The sequence below is a fragment of the Roseibium sp. QJM3NY_11 genome (assembly GCF_056173175.1).
The window spans coordinates 1200599-1215676 of sequence record NZ_CM149660.1 but is presented as its reverse complement, the minus strand read 5'-3'; the positions used below and the strand labels follow the sequence as shown (position 1 = coordinate 1215676).

13 protein-coding genes are annotated in these 15078 nt (G+C 61.8%); 7 read left to right on the top strand and 6 right to left on the bottom strand.

Translation table 11 applies throughout. The annotated features are described in order from the left end of the window. Window positions 1-48: 48 nt before the first annotated feature. From AC0VX3_RS05565 to AC0VX3_RS05555, 3 genes are all read left to right on the top strand, one after another. Window positions 49-1410, top strand: a complete 1362-nt coding sequence (locus AC0VX3_RS05565) for a cache domain-containing protein (protein ID WP_475523882.1) — start codon at window positions 49-51, stop codon at window positions 1408-1410. Window positions 1411-1418: 8 nt separating this feature from the next. Continuing rightward, a complete protein-coding gene (locus AC0VX3_RS05560) occupies window positions 1419-2087 on the top strand; it encodes a response regulator transcription factor (RefSeq protein WP_342893124.1) in 669 nt (222 codons plus the stop codon). A 72-nt stretch (window positions 2088-2159) separates the two neighbouring features. Further along, a complete protein-coding gene (locus AC0VX3_RS05555; RefSeq protein ID WP_342893125.1) occupies window positions 2160-2918 on the top strand; it encodes a gamma-glutamyl-gamma-aminobutyrate hydrolase family protein in 759 nt (252 codons plus the stop codon). A gap of 23 nt (window positions 2919-2941) precedes the next feature. On the opposite strand, the gene AC0VX3_RS05550 is transcribed toward AC0VX3_RS05555, so the two are convergent. Continuing rightward, window positions 2942-4816 (bottom strand): HoxN/HupN/NixA family nickel/cobalt transporter, encoded by a 1875-nt coding sequence (locus AC0VX3_RS05550; RefSeq protein ID WP_475523881.1) that lies wholly within the window; start codon window positions 4814-4816, stop codon window positions 2942-2944. Between the two features lie 257 nt (window positions 4817-5073). Between AC0VX3_RS05550 and AC0VX3_RS05545 the strand changes: the two genes are divergently transcribed. Next, on the top strand, window positions 5074-6147 hold the full coding sequence (locus tag AC0VX3_RS05545; RefSeq protein WP_475523880.1) for a Glu/Leu/Phe/Val dehydrogenase dimerization domain-containing protein: 1074 nt from the start codon (window positions 5074-5076) through the stop codon (window positions 6145-6147). Window positions 6148-6199: 52 nt separating this feature from the next. On the opposite strand, the gene AC0VX3_RS05540 is transcribed toward AC0VX3_RS05545, so the two are convergent. The 5 genes from AC0VX3_RS05540 to AC0VX3_RS05520 form a co-directional block, all read right to left on the bottom strand. Continuing rightward, window positions 6200-6748, bottom strand: a complete 549-nt coding sequence (locus AC0VX3_RS05540; protein ID WP_475523879.1) for a TetR/AcrR family transcriptional regulator — start codon at window positions 6746-6748, stop codon at window positions 6200-6202. Window positions 6749-6933: 185 nt separating this feature from the next. Beyond that, on the bottom strand, window positions 6934-7830 hold the full coding sequence (locus AC0VX3_RS05535; RefSeq protein ID WP_475523878.1) for a LysR family transcriptional regulator: 897 nt from the start codon (window positions 7828-7830) through the stop codon (window positions 6934-6936). 126 nt (window positions 7831-7956) lie between these two features. Beyond that, the gene (locus AC0VX3_RS05530) at window positions 7957-8457 is read right to left on the bottom strand and encodes a DUF2937 family protein (RefSeq protein ID WP_475523877.1); all 501 of its coding nucleotides are present in this window, start codon (window positions 8455-8457) and stop codon (window positions 7957-7959) included. Between the two features lie 28 nt (window positions 8458-8485). After that, entirely contained in the window at window positions 8486-9463 is a 978-nt protein-coding gene (locus AC0VX3_RS05525) for a WD40 repeat domain-containing protein (RefSeq protein ID WP_475523876.1), read from the bottom strand. An 11-nt stretch (window positions 9464-9474) separates the two neighbouring features. Next, complete coding sequence (locus tag AC0VX3_RS05520) at window positions 9475-10566, bottom strand: CobW family GTP-binding protein (RefSeq protein ID WP_475523875.1); 1092 nt, start codon at window positions 10564-10566, stop codon at window positions 9475-9477. Between the two features lie 269 nt (window positions 10567-10835). Here AC0VX3_RS05520 and AC0VX3_RS05515 point away from each other — a divergent pair, with 269 nt between their 5' ends. From AC0VX3_RS05515 to AC0VX3_RS05505, 3 genes are all read left to right on the top strand, one after another. Further along, complete coding sequence (locus AC0VX3_RS05515) at window positions 10836-12017, top strand: pyridoxal phosphate-dependent aminotransferase (protein ID WP_475525143.1); 1182 nt, start codon at window positions 10836-10838, stop codon at window positions 12015-12017. A gap of 151 nt (window positions 12018-12168) precedes the next feature. Beyond that, the gene (locus AC0VX3_RS05510; RefSeq protein ID WP_475523874.1) at window positions 12169-14337 is read left to right on the top strand and encodes a sensor domain-containing diguanylate cyclase; all 2169 of its coding nucleotides are present in this window, start codon (window positions 12169-12171) and stop codon (window positions 14335-14337) included. A 312-nt stretch (window positions 14338-14649) separates the two neighbouring features. After that, entirely contained in the window at window positions 14650-15063 is a 414-nt protein-coding gene (locus tag AC0VX3_RS05505) for a universal stress protein (RefSeq protein WP_475523873.1), read from the top strand. Window positions 15064-15078: the final 15 nt, after the last annotated feature.

The window sequence follows — 15078 nt, the reverse complement described above, 5'->3', positions numbered from 1 at the left end:
ACAGATCTCCGGTGCATGCACCGCTTGCGCAACAAGAGGGCGAAACAGGTGACGTTCAAGACCAAATTGCTGCTGATCACGATCCTGCCGTTGATCGCGGTCTCCCTGCTGATCGGCGGTGCGACCTACTACCAGTCCCGCGAACTCATCAACGCCGAGACACGGTCGGTCGAACAACGCATTCTGGCCGCCAAGCGCCAGGAAATCCGCAACTACGTCGACCTGGCCCTGACCTCGATCCAGCAAATCTACGCCGACGAGCCCGGCGGGACAGAGAGCGCCAAGGAAAAGGTCAGGGAAATCCTGCACAACCTCACATTCGACTATGACGGCTATTTCTTCGTCTACACGCTCGACGGCACCAACGTCGTCCATCCGAAACTGCCGCATCTGGTCGGCGGCAACTGGTGGGACCTGCAGGACGACAACGGCGATTACGTGATCCGCAACCTGATCAGCCAGGCCACCGGCGGCGGCGGCTTTCATCATTATGTCTGGCACAAGCCGTCGACAGGCACGGTCGAGGAAAAGCTGGGCTACGCGATCCTGCTCGACAAATGGAACTGGATGCTCGGCACGGGTCTCTATACGGACGACATCGCCAAGGAGGTTGCCGCCATCCGGGCCGAATTCACCCGCAGCATCCGCCAGACCCTGTTCGTGATCTTCATGATCACGCTGGCGACGATCATCATCGCCGGATCGCTGATCGCCGGCGTGCGCTTTTCCGAACAACGCTTTGCCGACAGCAAGCTGAAGGAACTGACCAACCGGATCTTTCAGGTCCAGGAACAGGAGCGCAAGCGTGTCTCGACGGAGCTCCACGACAGCATTTCCCAGTTGCTGGTATCGGTCCGCTATGGTGTGGAACTGATCCACAGCGAGGCCAACCGCGACCCCGGCCTGCAGGGGCACGCGGCCAAGTGCCTGCAGACCCTGGACGGAACGATTGCCGAAGTCCGGCGGATTTCCCGGGATCTGAGGCCCAGCGTCCTGGATGACATGGGCCTGTCAGCGGCCCTCGGCAGTCTCGGCAAGGAATTCCAGAACCAGTCGGGCATCACGGTCAATGTCACCGCCGAGCAATGCCACAGCCGTCTGCCCGAGGGCGCCAAGACAGCGCTCTACCGGGTGGTGCAGGAATGCATGACCAACGTTGCCCGTCATGCCCGGGCCAGCGAGGTCACGATCAGCCTGAAGGTCGGTCTCCAGAACCTCGTTCTGTGCGTCGAGGACAACGGTGTCGGCCTGCCGCGCCCGCTGCCCAAATCCGGCGGCCTCGGCTTCCGCAACATGCGCGAGCGCATCGAGACCTACGGCGGCAAGCTGACCCTGAGCCGGCGTGGCCCGGGAGGCACCAAGATCAAGGTTCAGATGCCGCTCGACAACGTCTCGGCAAAGGCGGCATGATGGTGGCCATGACAATGCATTCCCCTTTGTCCGGAACCGTCACCCGCCCCATCCGGGTGCTGCTCGCGGACGACCACGAACTGGTACGGGACGGGATCCGCGCGCGGCTTCTGAAGATCCCCGAACTGGAAGTCGTCGGCGAAGCGACCAACGGCCGGGACGCGCTCGACCTCGCGGCCGAGCTGCGGCCGGACGTGTTGCTGATGGATGTCTCCATGCCGGTGATGAACGGCCTGGAAGCCGCGACCCGGATGCGCGAGTCCCTGCCCCAGGTGGCGGTCCTGATCCTGTCGGTCTACGACAACCCGGAATATGTTCGCGGTGTCGTCCAGGCCGGCGCGCGCGGCTACATCCTGAAGGACATTTCGGCCGCGGAAATGATCACGGCCATCACCAGTGTCGCCAATGGCGGCTATTATTTTTCCTCCGCGGTCGGGCCGACCCTCGTGGGTGCCGGCACGTCGGCGCCGGTGGCGGACCCTTACGGGCTGACCGACAGGGAGCGCCAGGTGCTGACCGCGATCGCGAAGGGACAGCCGAACAAGGAAGTCGCCAAGGAACTCGGCATCTCCGTGCGCACGGTGGAATCGCACCGGCTGAACCTGCGCGAAAAGGTCGGCAACAAGAATGCGGCGCAGCTCTACAAGGTGGCGCAGGATCTGGGATTGCTGGACTGACCGGTCTTCCGCTACACCTGAGCTTCAAGTCCTCCGACCGGAACCGATTTTCTCTCTTGCGCAGGCTCTGACATGACCAAACCGCTCGTCCTGGTAACCGCAGACGTGAAAGCCTTTGAAGGTTACAACTGGCACGCCGCGACATCGACCTATCTTCAGGCCGTCGTCAGCGGATCGGATGCCATTCCGATGATCCTGCCGTCACTGGGGGCCGAACTGGACCTTGACGCGGTCCTCGATCAGGTCGACGGCGTGCTCGCCACCGGTTCGCGCTCCAACGTCAATCCGCAATTCTATGGCGAAGACCCGACGGAAGAAAACGGGCCGTATGATCCGGACCGCGATTCAACCACCCTGCCGCTTCTCAAGCGGGCCGTGGAGCGTGGCGTTCCGGTGTTTGCGATCTGCCGGGGCATGCAGGAGCTGAACGTCGCCCTGGGCGGCACCCTCCTGACGGAAATCCAGGCGCTGGAGGGCCGCAACGATCATCGTGCGCCCACATCTGACAGGCAGGAGGAGCGTTTCCGCATTGCCCACCCTGTGGAGGCCAGGTCCGGCGGCTGCCTGGCGGACGTTCTGGGTGTGGACGCCTTCGACGTCAACTCGCTGCACCGTCAGGCCGTCGGCGCCCTGGGTGCGGGGCTGGTTGTCGAGGCCCGTGCGGAAGACGGCACGATCGAAGCCGTGTCCCTGAAAGACAGTCCGGGCTACATGCTCGCCACCCAGTGGCATCCCGAATACTGGGTAACCACGGATGGGCCCTCGAAGAAACTGTTCAAGGCCTTCGGCGATGCCGCCCGTGCCTACCGTGAAAAACGTCTGGGGCTGTGAAACCGGGCTGAAGCACGGGGGTATTACCCCCAGCCGACCGCCGCGATCAGCAAGGTCAGGCCCAGGAGAAAGACGACCGCCGCGCCGACGATCTCGATTGTTCGGTGGATCCGCACGGACATGGCGCTGCCTTCGCCGAAGAGACGGACCGCCAGGTCCTTCGCCCCGACCGCAAGTCCGGCCAGCAGCGACACGGTGATACCGGTCCCGACCGCCATGGCGAGCGTCGAGGCGATGCCCGCGGCGATCATGCCTTGCGACAGGGCGAACACCAGCACAACCAGCGCGCCGGTACACGGGCGCAGGCCCACCGCCAGAATGATGGAAAGCGCGCGCGTCACCGTGATCTTGCCCTGGATCATGTCCGGTGTCGGCGCATGGGCATGACCGCAGGACGAACACACGCCGTCCGCGCCGATGTCGTGATGATGGTGCCCGTGTGAATGCCCCCCATGATGGTGGGAGTGGTCGTGGTGGTGATCATGGTGCGAATGACCATGACCTGCTCCGGCCAGCGCCAGCGCGCCGTCGGCGGAGGAGACGGAGAAACGGACCAGGACGGGCCGGATGGCCTTCTGCCACAAGAGCCAGGCGCCAAGACCGGTGATCAGCACATAGGACCCGATTTCAAACCAGTGCGCGGTGTCCGTGATGGCGATGCTGGTCAGATTGAACACGACCGCGAGCCCCCCCACCAGAACGATGGCGGTCAATGCCTGCGCGAACGCGGATGCAAACGACAGAACGACGCCCTTGCGGAGTGTTTCGTTGTTGGCGACGACATAGGACGTGATGATCGCCTTGCCGTGGCCGGGACCGGCCGCATGAAAAATCCCGTAGGCGAAGGACAAGCCCATCAGCAGCCATCCGGCATTCGGGTTGCTCCGGAATGAACGCAGGCTGGCGACCAGTGCCTGGTAGAACTCCCGCTGCTTGACGGCGATCGTGCCGAAGATGGCATCGAGAAATCCGACCTGAACCTCGGGATTTTCCAGTCCGTCGATCACCGCGACATCCTGTTGTGCCGTTTCGGTGACGGCTTTCACCCGGTTCTGATCGGGGCCCGACGCCTCGGGCAGCGCCTGGCCGGCAGCCGCCACAGCGGCAGGCGCACCACAGGTCACGATCATCTGGTTGATCTGCGAGGCCGCCGCCGATTGCAGCTCAGGCGGCAGATCGCGCTGGTCCGGACCGATCTGGGCCAGCGCATAGGCGGTCGCGTCGTCCAGAGGCGGCGGCTCCCGGCGCGCCACATGGCAGCTTGACGGCGCGTTCACGGTCCCGATGGCCTCGTCTTCCTGGCCAAACCGGAAGTCGACGTAATAGGTCGGATCGTAGACGTCCAGGGTAATCGCCTGCTGCGTGTCGCTCGCCTCCTTGAACGGCAGTGTGAAATGCAGTTCGAGCAGCTTGACGTCGTCCGGCATGGCGCCGCCGTTCATCTGGACGTCTTCCTGCATGGCCTCGAAGTCCTCGGGCTTCATGACCCAATAGTCCTTGAGCGGTACGGTGGCGACCTCGAGCCAGTAGTCGGTCGGTTCGCCGAAATCGAATTCGACGCGCGCGTTGTCGCCGAAGGTGAAAAAGCCGAAGTCCGCCATGCTCTCGACATTGACCTTGGCCAGTTCGCTCAGCTCCGCGCGCGAATAGACACCGTCGTTGTCTGTGTCGAAGCCCTGAATCGCGAAAGCCGAAAAGGCATCGTCGAACCGGAACACGTGATTGACCGCCACCGCTTTCCCGGCGCTGTCGAACACCAGTTTCGATCGCGCCTCCACAAACACATGGGGATGGGCGTAAACACCCGTCAGCGACGCCAGCAGGAGCACAAGTCCCAGGCAAAGCCGGAAGCCGGTTCCCAAACAGGTTCCGCACGTAGAGGCAACGAAAGTCCGCACGATCCATCCCGCCAGATTCAAGTGTCAGATGTAATATGTTTACATGGCATGTCCGTTCTCCCTTGACCAGAGAAGACGGCAGGAAGATGACCGGCCTACAGTGCAGTGCAAAAATTGGATCGGAAAAATTTTCACAAAGATGATCCACATATGGATCAAAACAATCACATGCCAGAGTGAAATCAGAAGAAAAAAGACAACATTCCTATCCACAGGGCTAAAATATTCCCAGCAACAACGACCTTACAGAGCCAGACATGAACGCTTTGCATACATCCATCCACCACAGCACCGTGTTCGACCACCCGGAAATGAGCGGCCATGAGGACGTTGTCTTCGTGCACGACAGGACCACCGGCCTGCGCGCGATCATCGCGGTCCATGACACCACCCTCGGCCCCGCTCTGGGCGGCTGCCGCGTCTGGCCCTATGAGCACCCGGGCGACGCCCTGACCGACGCCCTGCGCCTCTCCCGTGGCATGACCTACAAGAATGCACTGGCCGGACTCGATCTTGGCGGCGGCAAGGCGGTGATCATCGCTGACCCGCGCAAGGACAAGACGCCGGCACTGATGGAGGCCTTCGGTCGCCACGTGGAGCGCCTGTCGGGCACCTATATCACTGCGGAGGATGTCGGTGTGACAACCGGTGACATGGAAGCGGTGGCACGCCAGACCGATCACGTGCGCGGCACCAGCGCCACCGGCCTTGGCGACCCCTCCCCCTATACCGCCCTGGGTGTGTTCGAAGGCATCAAGGCGTCCGCGCGGCACGTCTTCGGCAGCCCCGACCTCGACGGCAGAACGGTTTCTGTCCAGGGGCTGGGCCATGTCGGCTACGACGTTGCCCGGCGGCTCCACGAAGCAGGAGCCAGGCTCATCGTGTCGGATATTCACGTGCCCGCTGTCCTCAGGGCCGTCGACGCCTTCGGCGCAGCCGCGGTCGACCCCGCCGAAGCGCATATGGTCGAGGCTGACATTTTCGCGCCTTGCGCCCTCGGCGCCGGCCTGAACGCCAGAACCATCCCCCATATCCGGGCCCGGATCGTGGCCGGCGCAGCCAACAACCAGCTTCAGACACCGGCAGACGGGCATGCCCTGCGCAAACGCGGAATTCTCTACGCGCCGGACTACGTGATCAATGCCGGAGGGGTGATTTCCATCGCGCTGGCCACACCGGGTGGCGACGACACGGAGGTACGGCAAAAGACGCTCTCGATCGGCGAGACCCTGTCGGCCATCTTCGCCCGCTCCGCCAGAGAGGAAACAACGCCTGAACGGATTGCCGATGCCATGGCCGAAGAGCGGCTCGCCGGAGCAGCCAGGGCCTGAGGCCCGTTCCGCCGCAGGAAGCGGCGGGAACGCCGCCCGCTCCCCGCAGGTATCAGGAGAGTTCGCGCTCGTTCGCGGACTTGAACATCAGGCGCACCAGGGCCTTGGCATCCTCCACAGCCGCCTCGCCCAACTCGGCGTAGCAGGCGGTAACGCCTTCATGGAGCATATAGAGGGTTGCCGCAAACCGGTCCTGGCCGCTCAATGCGCCGAAAAAACCGAGCAGCTCCTTCTTGTGGCGTCTGACCATGGACTCGATGTCGGTGCTGTCGGGATTGGCTGACATAGCCTGCCTGAACAGGCATTCCTTGCCTTCGGTCAGGCTCATCCAGCCACCAAGCTTGTCGAAAAGCTGTTCGGCCGCCGCGAGCCCCGGCTCGACAGTGCCGCTGCGGACATAGTCCAGATAGCGGCGGTGACGGTATTCAAGCGCGCCCAGGATCATGGCTTCCCGCGATGGAAAATGACGGTAGAGCGTGCGCATGCTGACACCGGCCCCGGCCCGCAGCTCGGGCACGCTCGGCTCCGCAAATCCCCTGTTCCAGAAAACCTGTTCCAGTCGGGCGGCGATTTGTTCCTGAGGCTCTTTCATCGCTGACATGTTGGGCTCCGGGCTTCCCCATTCAAGTCGTGGTGTCGCCGGACAAACGTGCCGCATTCACGGTCACCGTTTGGCAGGCCACGAACCATTTGATCGGCCCCGAAGCCGCAACGACCATTGAGACCGCTGACACATGCGCCGGAATTCCGGTCCAGGCCGCCTGGCATCCGGCACTCGCCCCCCCGTCACGGACAGGACTTTCTCGCAAAAGTCTCGACGAGAAAATCGACGAAGGCGCGGACCTTTGCACTGAGATGCCGCCTGTGCGGATAGACCGCGTATATGCCGCGCATAGGCTCCTCATAGTCCTCAAGCAGCGTGACCAGCCTTCCTGAAGCGATGTCTTCGGAGACAAAGAACAACGGTGTCCTGAGAAAGCCCAGGCCACACAGGGCCGCTTCCCGGGCACCTGCCGCGCTGTTGATTTCCAGCGGCCCCTTGACCACCACGGAACTCCGCTGGCCGTTTTCCTCGAAAGCCCAGTTCTGCTTGTAGCGGTAATTGGTATCGATCAGGCAGGGGCGGGTAGCAAGGTCGGAGGGGACCTTGGGCACCCCGTATTTCTCGATCGTTTGCGGACTGGCGCAGACCACAGTGCGGAAAGGCGCGATCTTGCGGGCAATCAGGCTGGAATCGTCCAGTTGCGTGACCCGGACCGCAAGATCGAAGCCTTCCTCGACCAGATCGACGAACCGGTCTTCAAGACGCAGGTCGAGGTTGATCTCCGGATGCCGGACAAGGAAGTCCATCATCGCCCTGTTGAGCAGCATATCCCCCATGGACCGGGGAGCGGAGATCCGCAGGCGGCCGCGCACTTCCTCGTGCGAGGACTGCACGGACGCCTGCAGATCATCGATTCGCTGCAGGATTTCCGCCGCTTCCTTGTAGTAGGCTTCGCCGACTTCCGTCATCGAGATCTGGCGCGTGGTCCGGTTCAACAGCCGGACACCGAGCTCGTCTTCCAGCTCGCCGACATATTTCGAGACCAGCGCCTTCGACCGGCCCATTTCCCGGGCTGCAGCAGAGAACCCGTTTGCGTCGACAACTTGAATGAAGCAGCGCATCCGCGTGATTGCGTCCATCCGGCATCCTTCCAGTGACCAGGTCTCCGATGACCCGTGTACGCCATGCCCCCGATGGGCTTAAAACCTGTTCCGGCCCAGCGCAGCGCCGGGAAAAAGGGCGTGCCGGCGGCCGGAAATGCCGGGTCAGCCGTGCCGCGGTCTGCGCCGGCGCCCGAAACGGCCAAAACCGATCAGGATGCGCATGACCAGGTACCCGGCAAACGCACCGGCACCGGCACTGGTGAACCCGGCAACCGTCACCGGGACGGCCGGTTCGTAGTCCTCGGCCGTCGCCTGGGCCAGTTGCGGATCGAAGCCGCGGGCAAAAATCATCAGCCGTTCGATCGGCCCTGCCGATTGCAGTTCCGCCTGCTGCTGCTGAAGGCGGCTGAGACGGATCTCGGCGTTCAGCATGCTGTCGCCCCGCGCGCGGACAAAAGCGTCCCCGGACGACTTCTGGCGCGCGATTGCCTCCGCGGAGGTCAAGCCGTGATTTTGGGCATCCCTGTTGAAATCGGCCAGAATCTCTTCCAGCGCGTCGATGGCGCCACCGAGGCGCTGCCGGTACTGCTGCGAGAATTCCGGCAACTGGGACGTGGCCGTTCCGCTCATCAGCATGGCAATCAACAACAGTATCCGCGCCATCCGGATCTCCCGTTCGCAGTCCGGCCCGTCAATCCTGCAGACTGACGATGCCGGCTTCGGCCGTCTCCGTTCCGAAGACCAGCCGCGTGCCGTCCGCGTCCCAGTCCATCGACGACACCGGACCATTTCCCGGCCGTCTCAACTGAACTTCCGCATTGTCCGTGAACCGGCTCATCATGATCATGCCATCCTGATAACCGATCGCAACGACTTCCTCTTTCGGATGGCAGGCGACCGCGGTGACCAGTGCGTCCCCGCGCGTTCCCAGTTGCAACGGCGTCTGCCCCATCGGGCCGGTCTTTCCGAAAAAGGGCCACAGGATCGCGGCATTTGCCCCCAACGTCGCCAGATAGCGGCCCTTGAGCGACCAGCTGAAGGATTTCACCTTGGCCGGGTAGCCGGTCATGCGCATGTCCTGGGTGTCCGACAGCCGCCAGCCATGCAGCGCGTTTTCCTGCATCGCCGTGACAAGGTATTTGCCGTCCGGCGAAAAGCTGGTGCCCAGATGCGCACCTTTCCAGGAAAGCTCGACCGGTGCTCCGTCGGTAGTGGCCCACCACAGGTTCGCCCCGTCATAGCGGGACACCGCCAGGCGCATGCCCTTGGGCGCGAACGCCAGACCGCCGACCGCGCGTTCATGCGCAAATTCCTTTTCCCGGCCGTCGCCGAACCGGATCCAGGCGGTACGTCCGCTGGCGAAGGCGACCGCACCGGACGGACCGGCCGCAATCAGGTCGATCCACTTTCGCGGCCGCTCGGCAACAAGGGCGCTGGACCCGTCCGGGCCGGTGACATGGATGCAGCCATCGTCCCCCGAAGTGATCAGGCCGGACCCGTCACGGCTGATTTCCGCGGCCAGCAGGCCGGCCTTGTGCGGCCTGCAGCGATGCTCGCCCGCGGCGGAGAAAAGAACCTCTCCTTCCCCGGTCGCGAAACAGGCACAGTCTTTCAGGAAGCCGGCCCTGACGACAAAGCCGTCCAGCTCCAAAGGTGCAATCGTCGGCAAGTGTCAATTCCTCATTGCGCGGCACAAGCCTGGAAACTGTCCTTCAGCACATCCCAGTTGAGATCGCGCCCGATGAAGACAAGCCGGCTCTCCCGCGGCTCGTCGGCTTTCCAGTCGCGCTGGTGATCGCCCTCGACAATCATGTGAACCCCCTGGATCACATAGCGCTGCGGATCGTCCTTGAACGCGATAATGCCTTTCATCCGCAGGATGTTCGCCCCCTGCACCTGGGTGATCTGATTGATCCAGGGAAAGAACATGTCGGGGTTGAGGTCTCCCGCGATCAGCGAGATGCTCTTCACCGAATGCGTGTTCTCGTCATGATGATGTTGGTGATGACCGTGGCCGTGGTCATCGCCATGGTCATGACCGTGATGATGGTCATGATCGTGGTCGCAGTCCGGATCGCAGTCATCCTTGTGATGCCCGTGGTTATGCCCGTGTTCCAGAAAATGCGGATCGAGCGACAGGATGCGATCCAGATCGAATGCACCCCGGTCCAGGACCTTGGCGATGTCGACAACGCAGCGCTCGCTGTGGTGCAGGACCGCATAGGGATTGATCGCCCGGATACGGGCTTCGACATTGGCCCGTTCCTCGTCCGACACGAGGTCGGTCTTGTTGAGCAGGATCACGTCGGCAAAGGCGATCTGGTCCTCGGCCTCTTCCGTGTCCTCCAGCCGCTGCAGCACATGACGGGCATCGACGACGGCGACCACCGCATCCAGCTTCGCCGAAGCGCGGACGTCGTCATCCATGAAGAAGGTCTGGGCCACGGGCGCCGGGTCCGCCACGCCGGTGGTTTCGACGATGATCGCGTCGAAGGCCCCCTTGCGCTTCATCAGGTTCTGGACGGTGCGGATCAGGTCGCCGCGCACCGTGCAGCAGATGCAGCCGTTGTTCATCTCGAAGATTTCTTCATCGGATTCGACCAGAAGATCGTTGTCGATGCCGACCTCGCCGAACTCATTGACGATCACCGCATACCGCTGGCCGTGATTTTCGGTCAGGATCCGGTTGAGAAGGGTGGTTTTACCGGCCCCCAGATACCCCGTCAGCACGGTGACGGGTATCTGGGCCGGGGCGTCCTGTGTCGCAGTCATCGCGAAGCTTCCTGGCGTGATATTGCTTGATAAGGCCCGCATGGCGGGCGTCCTGGGCGCGAATATAAGCACATCGACCGGCTATTGGGAGAGCCGGGAAAAAAATTCCGCAATTGCCGCCCGTCGAACACCGCCTTAGGCGTTCACCGTTCCGCCTGTCAGTAGAGGAACCCGGCACGGGCTTTCGCAGTTTCTGGCCATCGCACGGTTTCAAATTGGCGATACACGTTCTAAACGTCTGTCAGGAGCCAGAACAGGGGGAGCAACACGTGCTGAAGACAATTGCCGGTTTTGACCGGATTGGTGAGGAAAATGCCTTCGCCGTGCTCGCCAGGGCCACGGAACTTGCCGGCCAGGGCCGCGACATTATCAACCTCGGCATCGGTCAGCCGGATTTCAAGACGCCGGAGCATATCGTCGAGGCGGCGGTCAAGGCGTTGCGGGACGGCCACCACGGCTATACGCCGGCAAACGGCATCGCCCCCCTGCGCGAGGCCGTCAGTGCCGATCTTCTGAACCGGCATGGCGTTGAAACCGATCCCGGCAACGTGCTGGTCGTCCCCGGCGGCAAGGTGACCATGTTCATGGCGATCCTGATGTTCGGCGAACCCGGCGCGGAAATACTTTACCCGGATCCCGGATTTCCGATCTACAGATCGATGATCGAATTCACCGGGGCACGTCCCGTGCCGGTCCCGATCCGCGAGGAGAACGACTTCGCGTTTTCCGCCGAGGAAACCCTGTCGCTGATCACGGACAGGACAAGACTGCTGATTTTGAATTCGCCCGCCAACCCGACCGGCGGCGTGACGCCCCGCGCCGAGATCGAAAAGCTGGTTGCCGGCCTCGACCGCCATCCGGACGTCGCGATCCTGTCGGACGAAATCTATTCACAAATGACCTATGACGGCGCAGAGCACGTTTCCCTGCTGACTTTCGAGGCAATACGGGACAGGCTGATCCTCCTGGACGGCTGGTCGAAAACCTATGCCATGACCGGATGGAGAATGGGCTTTTCGCTCTGGCCGGATCAGCTCATGGACAAGGCGCGCAAGCTGGCCGTCAACGCCTGGTCCTGCGTGAACGCACCCGCGCAGTTTGGTGCGCTCGCGGCACTGACCGGTCCGCAGACCGCCGTTGGGGACATGGTTCGGGAATTCGATGCGCGGCGGAAGGTTACGGTGGACGGTCTGAATGCCATTGAAGGCGTGACCTGCCGGACGCCCCTCGGGGCCTTCTATGCCTACCCGAACATCAAGAACACCGGCTGGAAAGCCAAGGAACTTGCGTCAGCACTGCTCGAACAGGCAGGTGTCGCAGTGATCGGCGGACCTGATTTCGGGATTTTGGGCGAAGGATACATCAGGTTATCCTATGCGAACTCCACCGAAAACATCATAAAAGCGCTGGCACGCATAGAAAATTTACTTGAAAACAACCAAGGAGCTTAATTAATAGGCACTATTACCAATCACCACAAGGGATAATTGTAAATAAGCTCCGAAATCGGTTGAATTCTTACGTTACGTATCCCTTTTATTAAACTTTTATTGTCTTGTATGAAACCGAGGCCCGACCAAAGGCGCGACTACGGGGATGGACATGGCTGAGTGCATCACATTGGATCTTCAACAATCGTTCGGCGACATGACCGACTGTGTTGTCGTCACCAATGCCGATCGGGAAATTCTGTTCGTCAACAAGGCCATGGAACAGCTCCTGCGCGTCAGCAGCGAAGACTGCGTCGGGTCCACGACAGAGCGTTTCTTTTCAGACACCGACCAGTTCGAGAAAATGGGCGAGTTTTACCAGTCGCCCGCGGACCGGCCGCAACAAAAGACTTACACGCTCGAACTGCTGCGCGGCGACAGCACCACGGTCTGCGCCGAAGTTGTCGGCGCGCCGCTTGTTGATACTGACGGCAATCTCTCCGGTTTCCTGTTCATTGCGCGGGACCTTTCCGAACGCAAGGCGCTTGAAAACAAGCTCAGCGATATCGCGCTCACGCTGGAGGACGCCGTGGATGCGATCAACGAGGGCTTTGCGATCTTTGACAATGAAGACCGCCTGATCATCTGCAATGACAATTACCGCGAGATTTACGCCCTGACCGCGCCCGCAATCTTTCCCGGGAACCGGTTCGAGGACATCCTGCGCTTCGGCCTCAACAAGAAGCAGTATGATACCTTCGACCTCGACAACGAGGCGTGGTTCGAGAAACGCTTGTCGGCACACCGGAACGCGAACGGATCCGTCATTGAACAAAGCCTCAGCGATGGCCGCTGGTTGAGAGTTTCCGAAACCCGGACAAGAAGCGGTGGTATTGCCGGCATACGCGCCGATATCACCGAGCTGAAACATGCCCGTGCCGAGTCGGAAAACGCTTATCAGAACCTGTCACTGATGGCCGACAACATCACCGGAAGTGTTGTCGAGGTCGATCCGGACGGCAAGTGTATCTTTCTCAACAAGACCGCCTGCGAGTGGTTTGACGGCACGCCGGACGACCTGCTCGGCACCCGCCTGCGCGATCGCCTGCCCTGGAAAGAGCGCGAAGTCATGCGCTCCTTTCTGCAGGAGGCTTGCAGGGGCAAGAAGGTGTCCAGCGAAGTCGGCCTTCATTTCCCGGACGGCATCCATCGCGAGTGCCAGATAGACTGCAATCCGCGCGTTCTTGAAAATGACCAGGTCAAGGGCGTTGTCGTCCTGATTACGGACATTACCGACCGCAAGAAAACCGAGCGGACCCTCGCGGAACTCTATGCGATCACCTCCACGCGCGAATTGGGTCACGAAGACAAGATCGCTGAAATTCTGCGCCTTGGCACCGAACATTTCGACCTGCCCTTCGGCATCATCAGCCACGTGATCGATGACCACTACACGATCACGCATGCCAACAGCCCCAGTGGCGAGCTTGAGCCCGGCACGTCCTTTCCGCTTAAGGACACCTACTGCACCCTGACACTCGACGCCGACGGTCCCCTGGCCACGGCGAATGCGGCGAACTCCCAGTTTGCCAGGCATCCGTGTTTCGAAATCTTCGCGCTGGAAACCTATATCGGCGCGCCGCTGCTGGTCGACGGCGTCGTGCACGGCACGATCAATTTTTCCGCCGCCCAACCCCGCAAGCGTCCGTTTTCGCCGGCCGACATTCAGATTGTACGCCAGTTCGCGGACTGGGTCGGACATGAAATCGCCCGCCAGCGTGACCATCAGGCCTTGATGGATGCCAAGATCAACCTGGAGCGGGTTGCCAGTATCGACGATCTGACACAGATCCTGAACCGACGGGCTTTCCTGGAGCGCGCCAATACCGAGATTCAGCGCTTTCGCCGAACCAAGCGCCCGTTCACGGCCGTCATGATAGACATCGACAAATTCAAGCATATCAACGACCTGCACGGCCATGCCGCCGGAGACGAGGTCCTCAAGCTGTTTGCCGACACCGTTGGCGGCGCCTTGCGTGCGGTCGATGTGTTCGGGCGTGTCGGCGGCGAGGAATTCTGCATGATCCTGCACAACACCACTGTGGAAGACGCCATGCTGGTGTGCGAGCGCCTGCGCATCAAGATCATGGACGAATGCCAGATGGATCATGTCCAGCAAACGGTGACATGCAGCATGGGCCTGGCCGCGGCGGCCCGCGAGGACGTTGAGTTCTCCACGCTCATGCAGAAGGCCGACACGGCGCTCTATGAAGCCAAGTCGACCGGCCGCAACAAGTGCATGGTCTACCGGACCGAGATGGAATCCACACCGGCTCTTTGATCCCTCCTGCGACACCTGCCTGCCGCATCAGCGCCCCGCGATGGCGACCGCACGCGCGGGCGCTGTTTCTTTGACGCGGCCCCCTGTGCATGCAACACTGCCGCGCAGGGGCAGGGAGCGGCTCGAAACATCCTCATCGGCAACACCATCATTGCGGCCTCTCCGGCGGATGATCTCGGCAGCGCCCGGCGTTCGATCGAGCGCAGACGTCGCGCTTCCGCATTTTTTGAAGCGCTCTTCCCCTGACCGTCGGATCTAATCCGGTCGGCCATGCGCCGAACCAGGGTGTGGACACAAATCTGGGAGGGACAGTTGTTCAACAAGATACTCATTCCGATAGACTTGAATCATGCCGAGAAACTGGAAAAAGCCGTTTCGGCGGGTGTTTTCCTGGCCAGGCAGGACAACCTTCCCGTGGTGTTCGCGGCCGTCGCATCCGCCGCGCCCGGGTCGGTCGCACACACGCCGCAGGAATTCCGTCAGAAACTCGACGCATTCGCGGCTGCGCAGGGCGTCAAATACGGGATCAATGCGTCGGGTCACGCCGTTTTCGTCCACGACCCGGCGATCGATCTCGACACAGGTCTTCTGACGGCCGTTCGGGAGGCCGGCGCCGATCTTGTGGTCATGGCAACCCATGTCCCGAACCTGGCGGATCACCTCTGGCCCTCCAATGGCGGCCGGCTGGCCAGCCATGCGGACGTATCCGTCTTCCTCGTCAGATAACCAAGTTTCCCGAAC

Coding starts and splice junctions, on each gene's coding strand:
- AC0VX3_RS05560 (WP_342893124.1), top strand. CDS start 1,419: ATGACAATGCATTCCCCTTTGTCCGGAACCGTCACCCGCCCCATCCGG.
- AC0VX3_RS05555 (WP_342893125.1), top strand. CDS start 2,160: ATGACCAAACCGCTCGTCCTGGTAACCGCAGACGTGAAAGCCTTTGAA.
- AC0VX3_RS05545 (WP_475523880.1), top strand. CDS start 5,074: ATGAACGCTTTGCATACATCCATCCACCACAGCACCGTGTTCGACCAC.
- AC0VX3_RS05540 (WP_475523879.1), bottom strand. CDS start 6,748: ATGTCAGCGATGAAAGAGCCTCAGGAACAAATCGCCGCCCGACTGGAA.
- AC0VX3_RS05535 (WP_475523878.1), bottom strand. CDS start 7,830: ATGGACGCAATCACGCGGATGCGCTGCTTCATTCAAGTTGTCGACGCA.
- AC0VX3_RS05530 (WP_475523877.1), bottom strand. CDS start 8,457: ATGGCGCGGATACTGTTGTTGATTGCCATGCTGATGAGCGGAACGGCC.
- AC0VX3_RS05520 (WP_475523875.1), bottom strand. CDS start 10,566: ATGACTGCGACACAGGACGCCCCGGCCCAGATACCCGTCACCGTGCTG.
- AC0VX3_RS05510 (WP_475523874.1), top strand. CDS start 12,169: ATGGCTGAGTGCATCACATTGGATCTTCAACAATCGTTCGGCGACATG.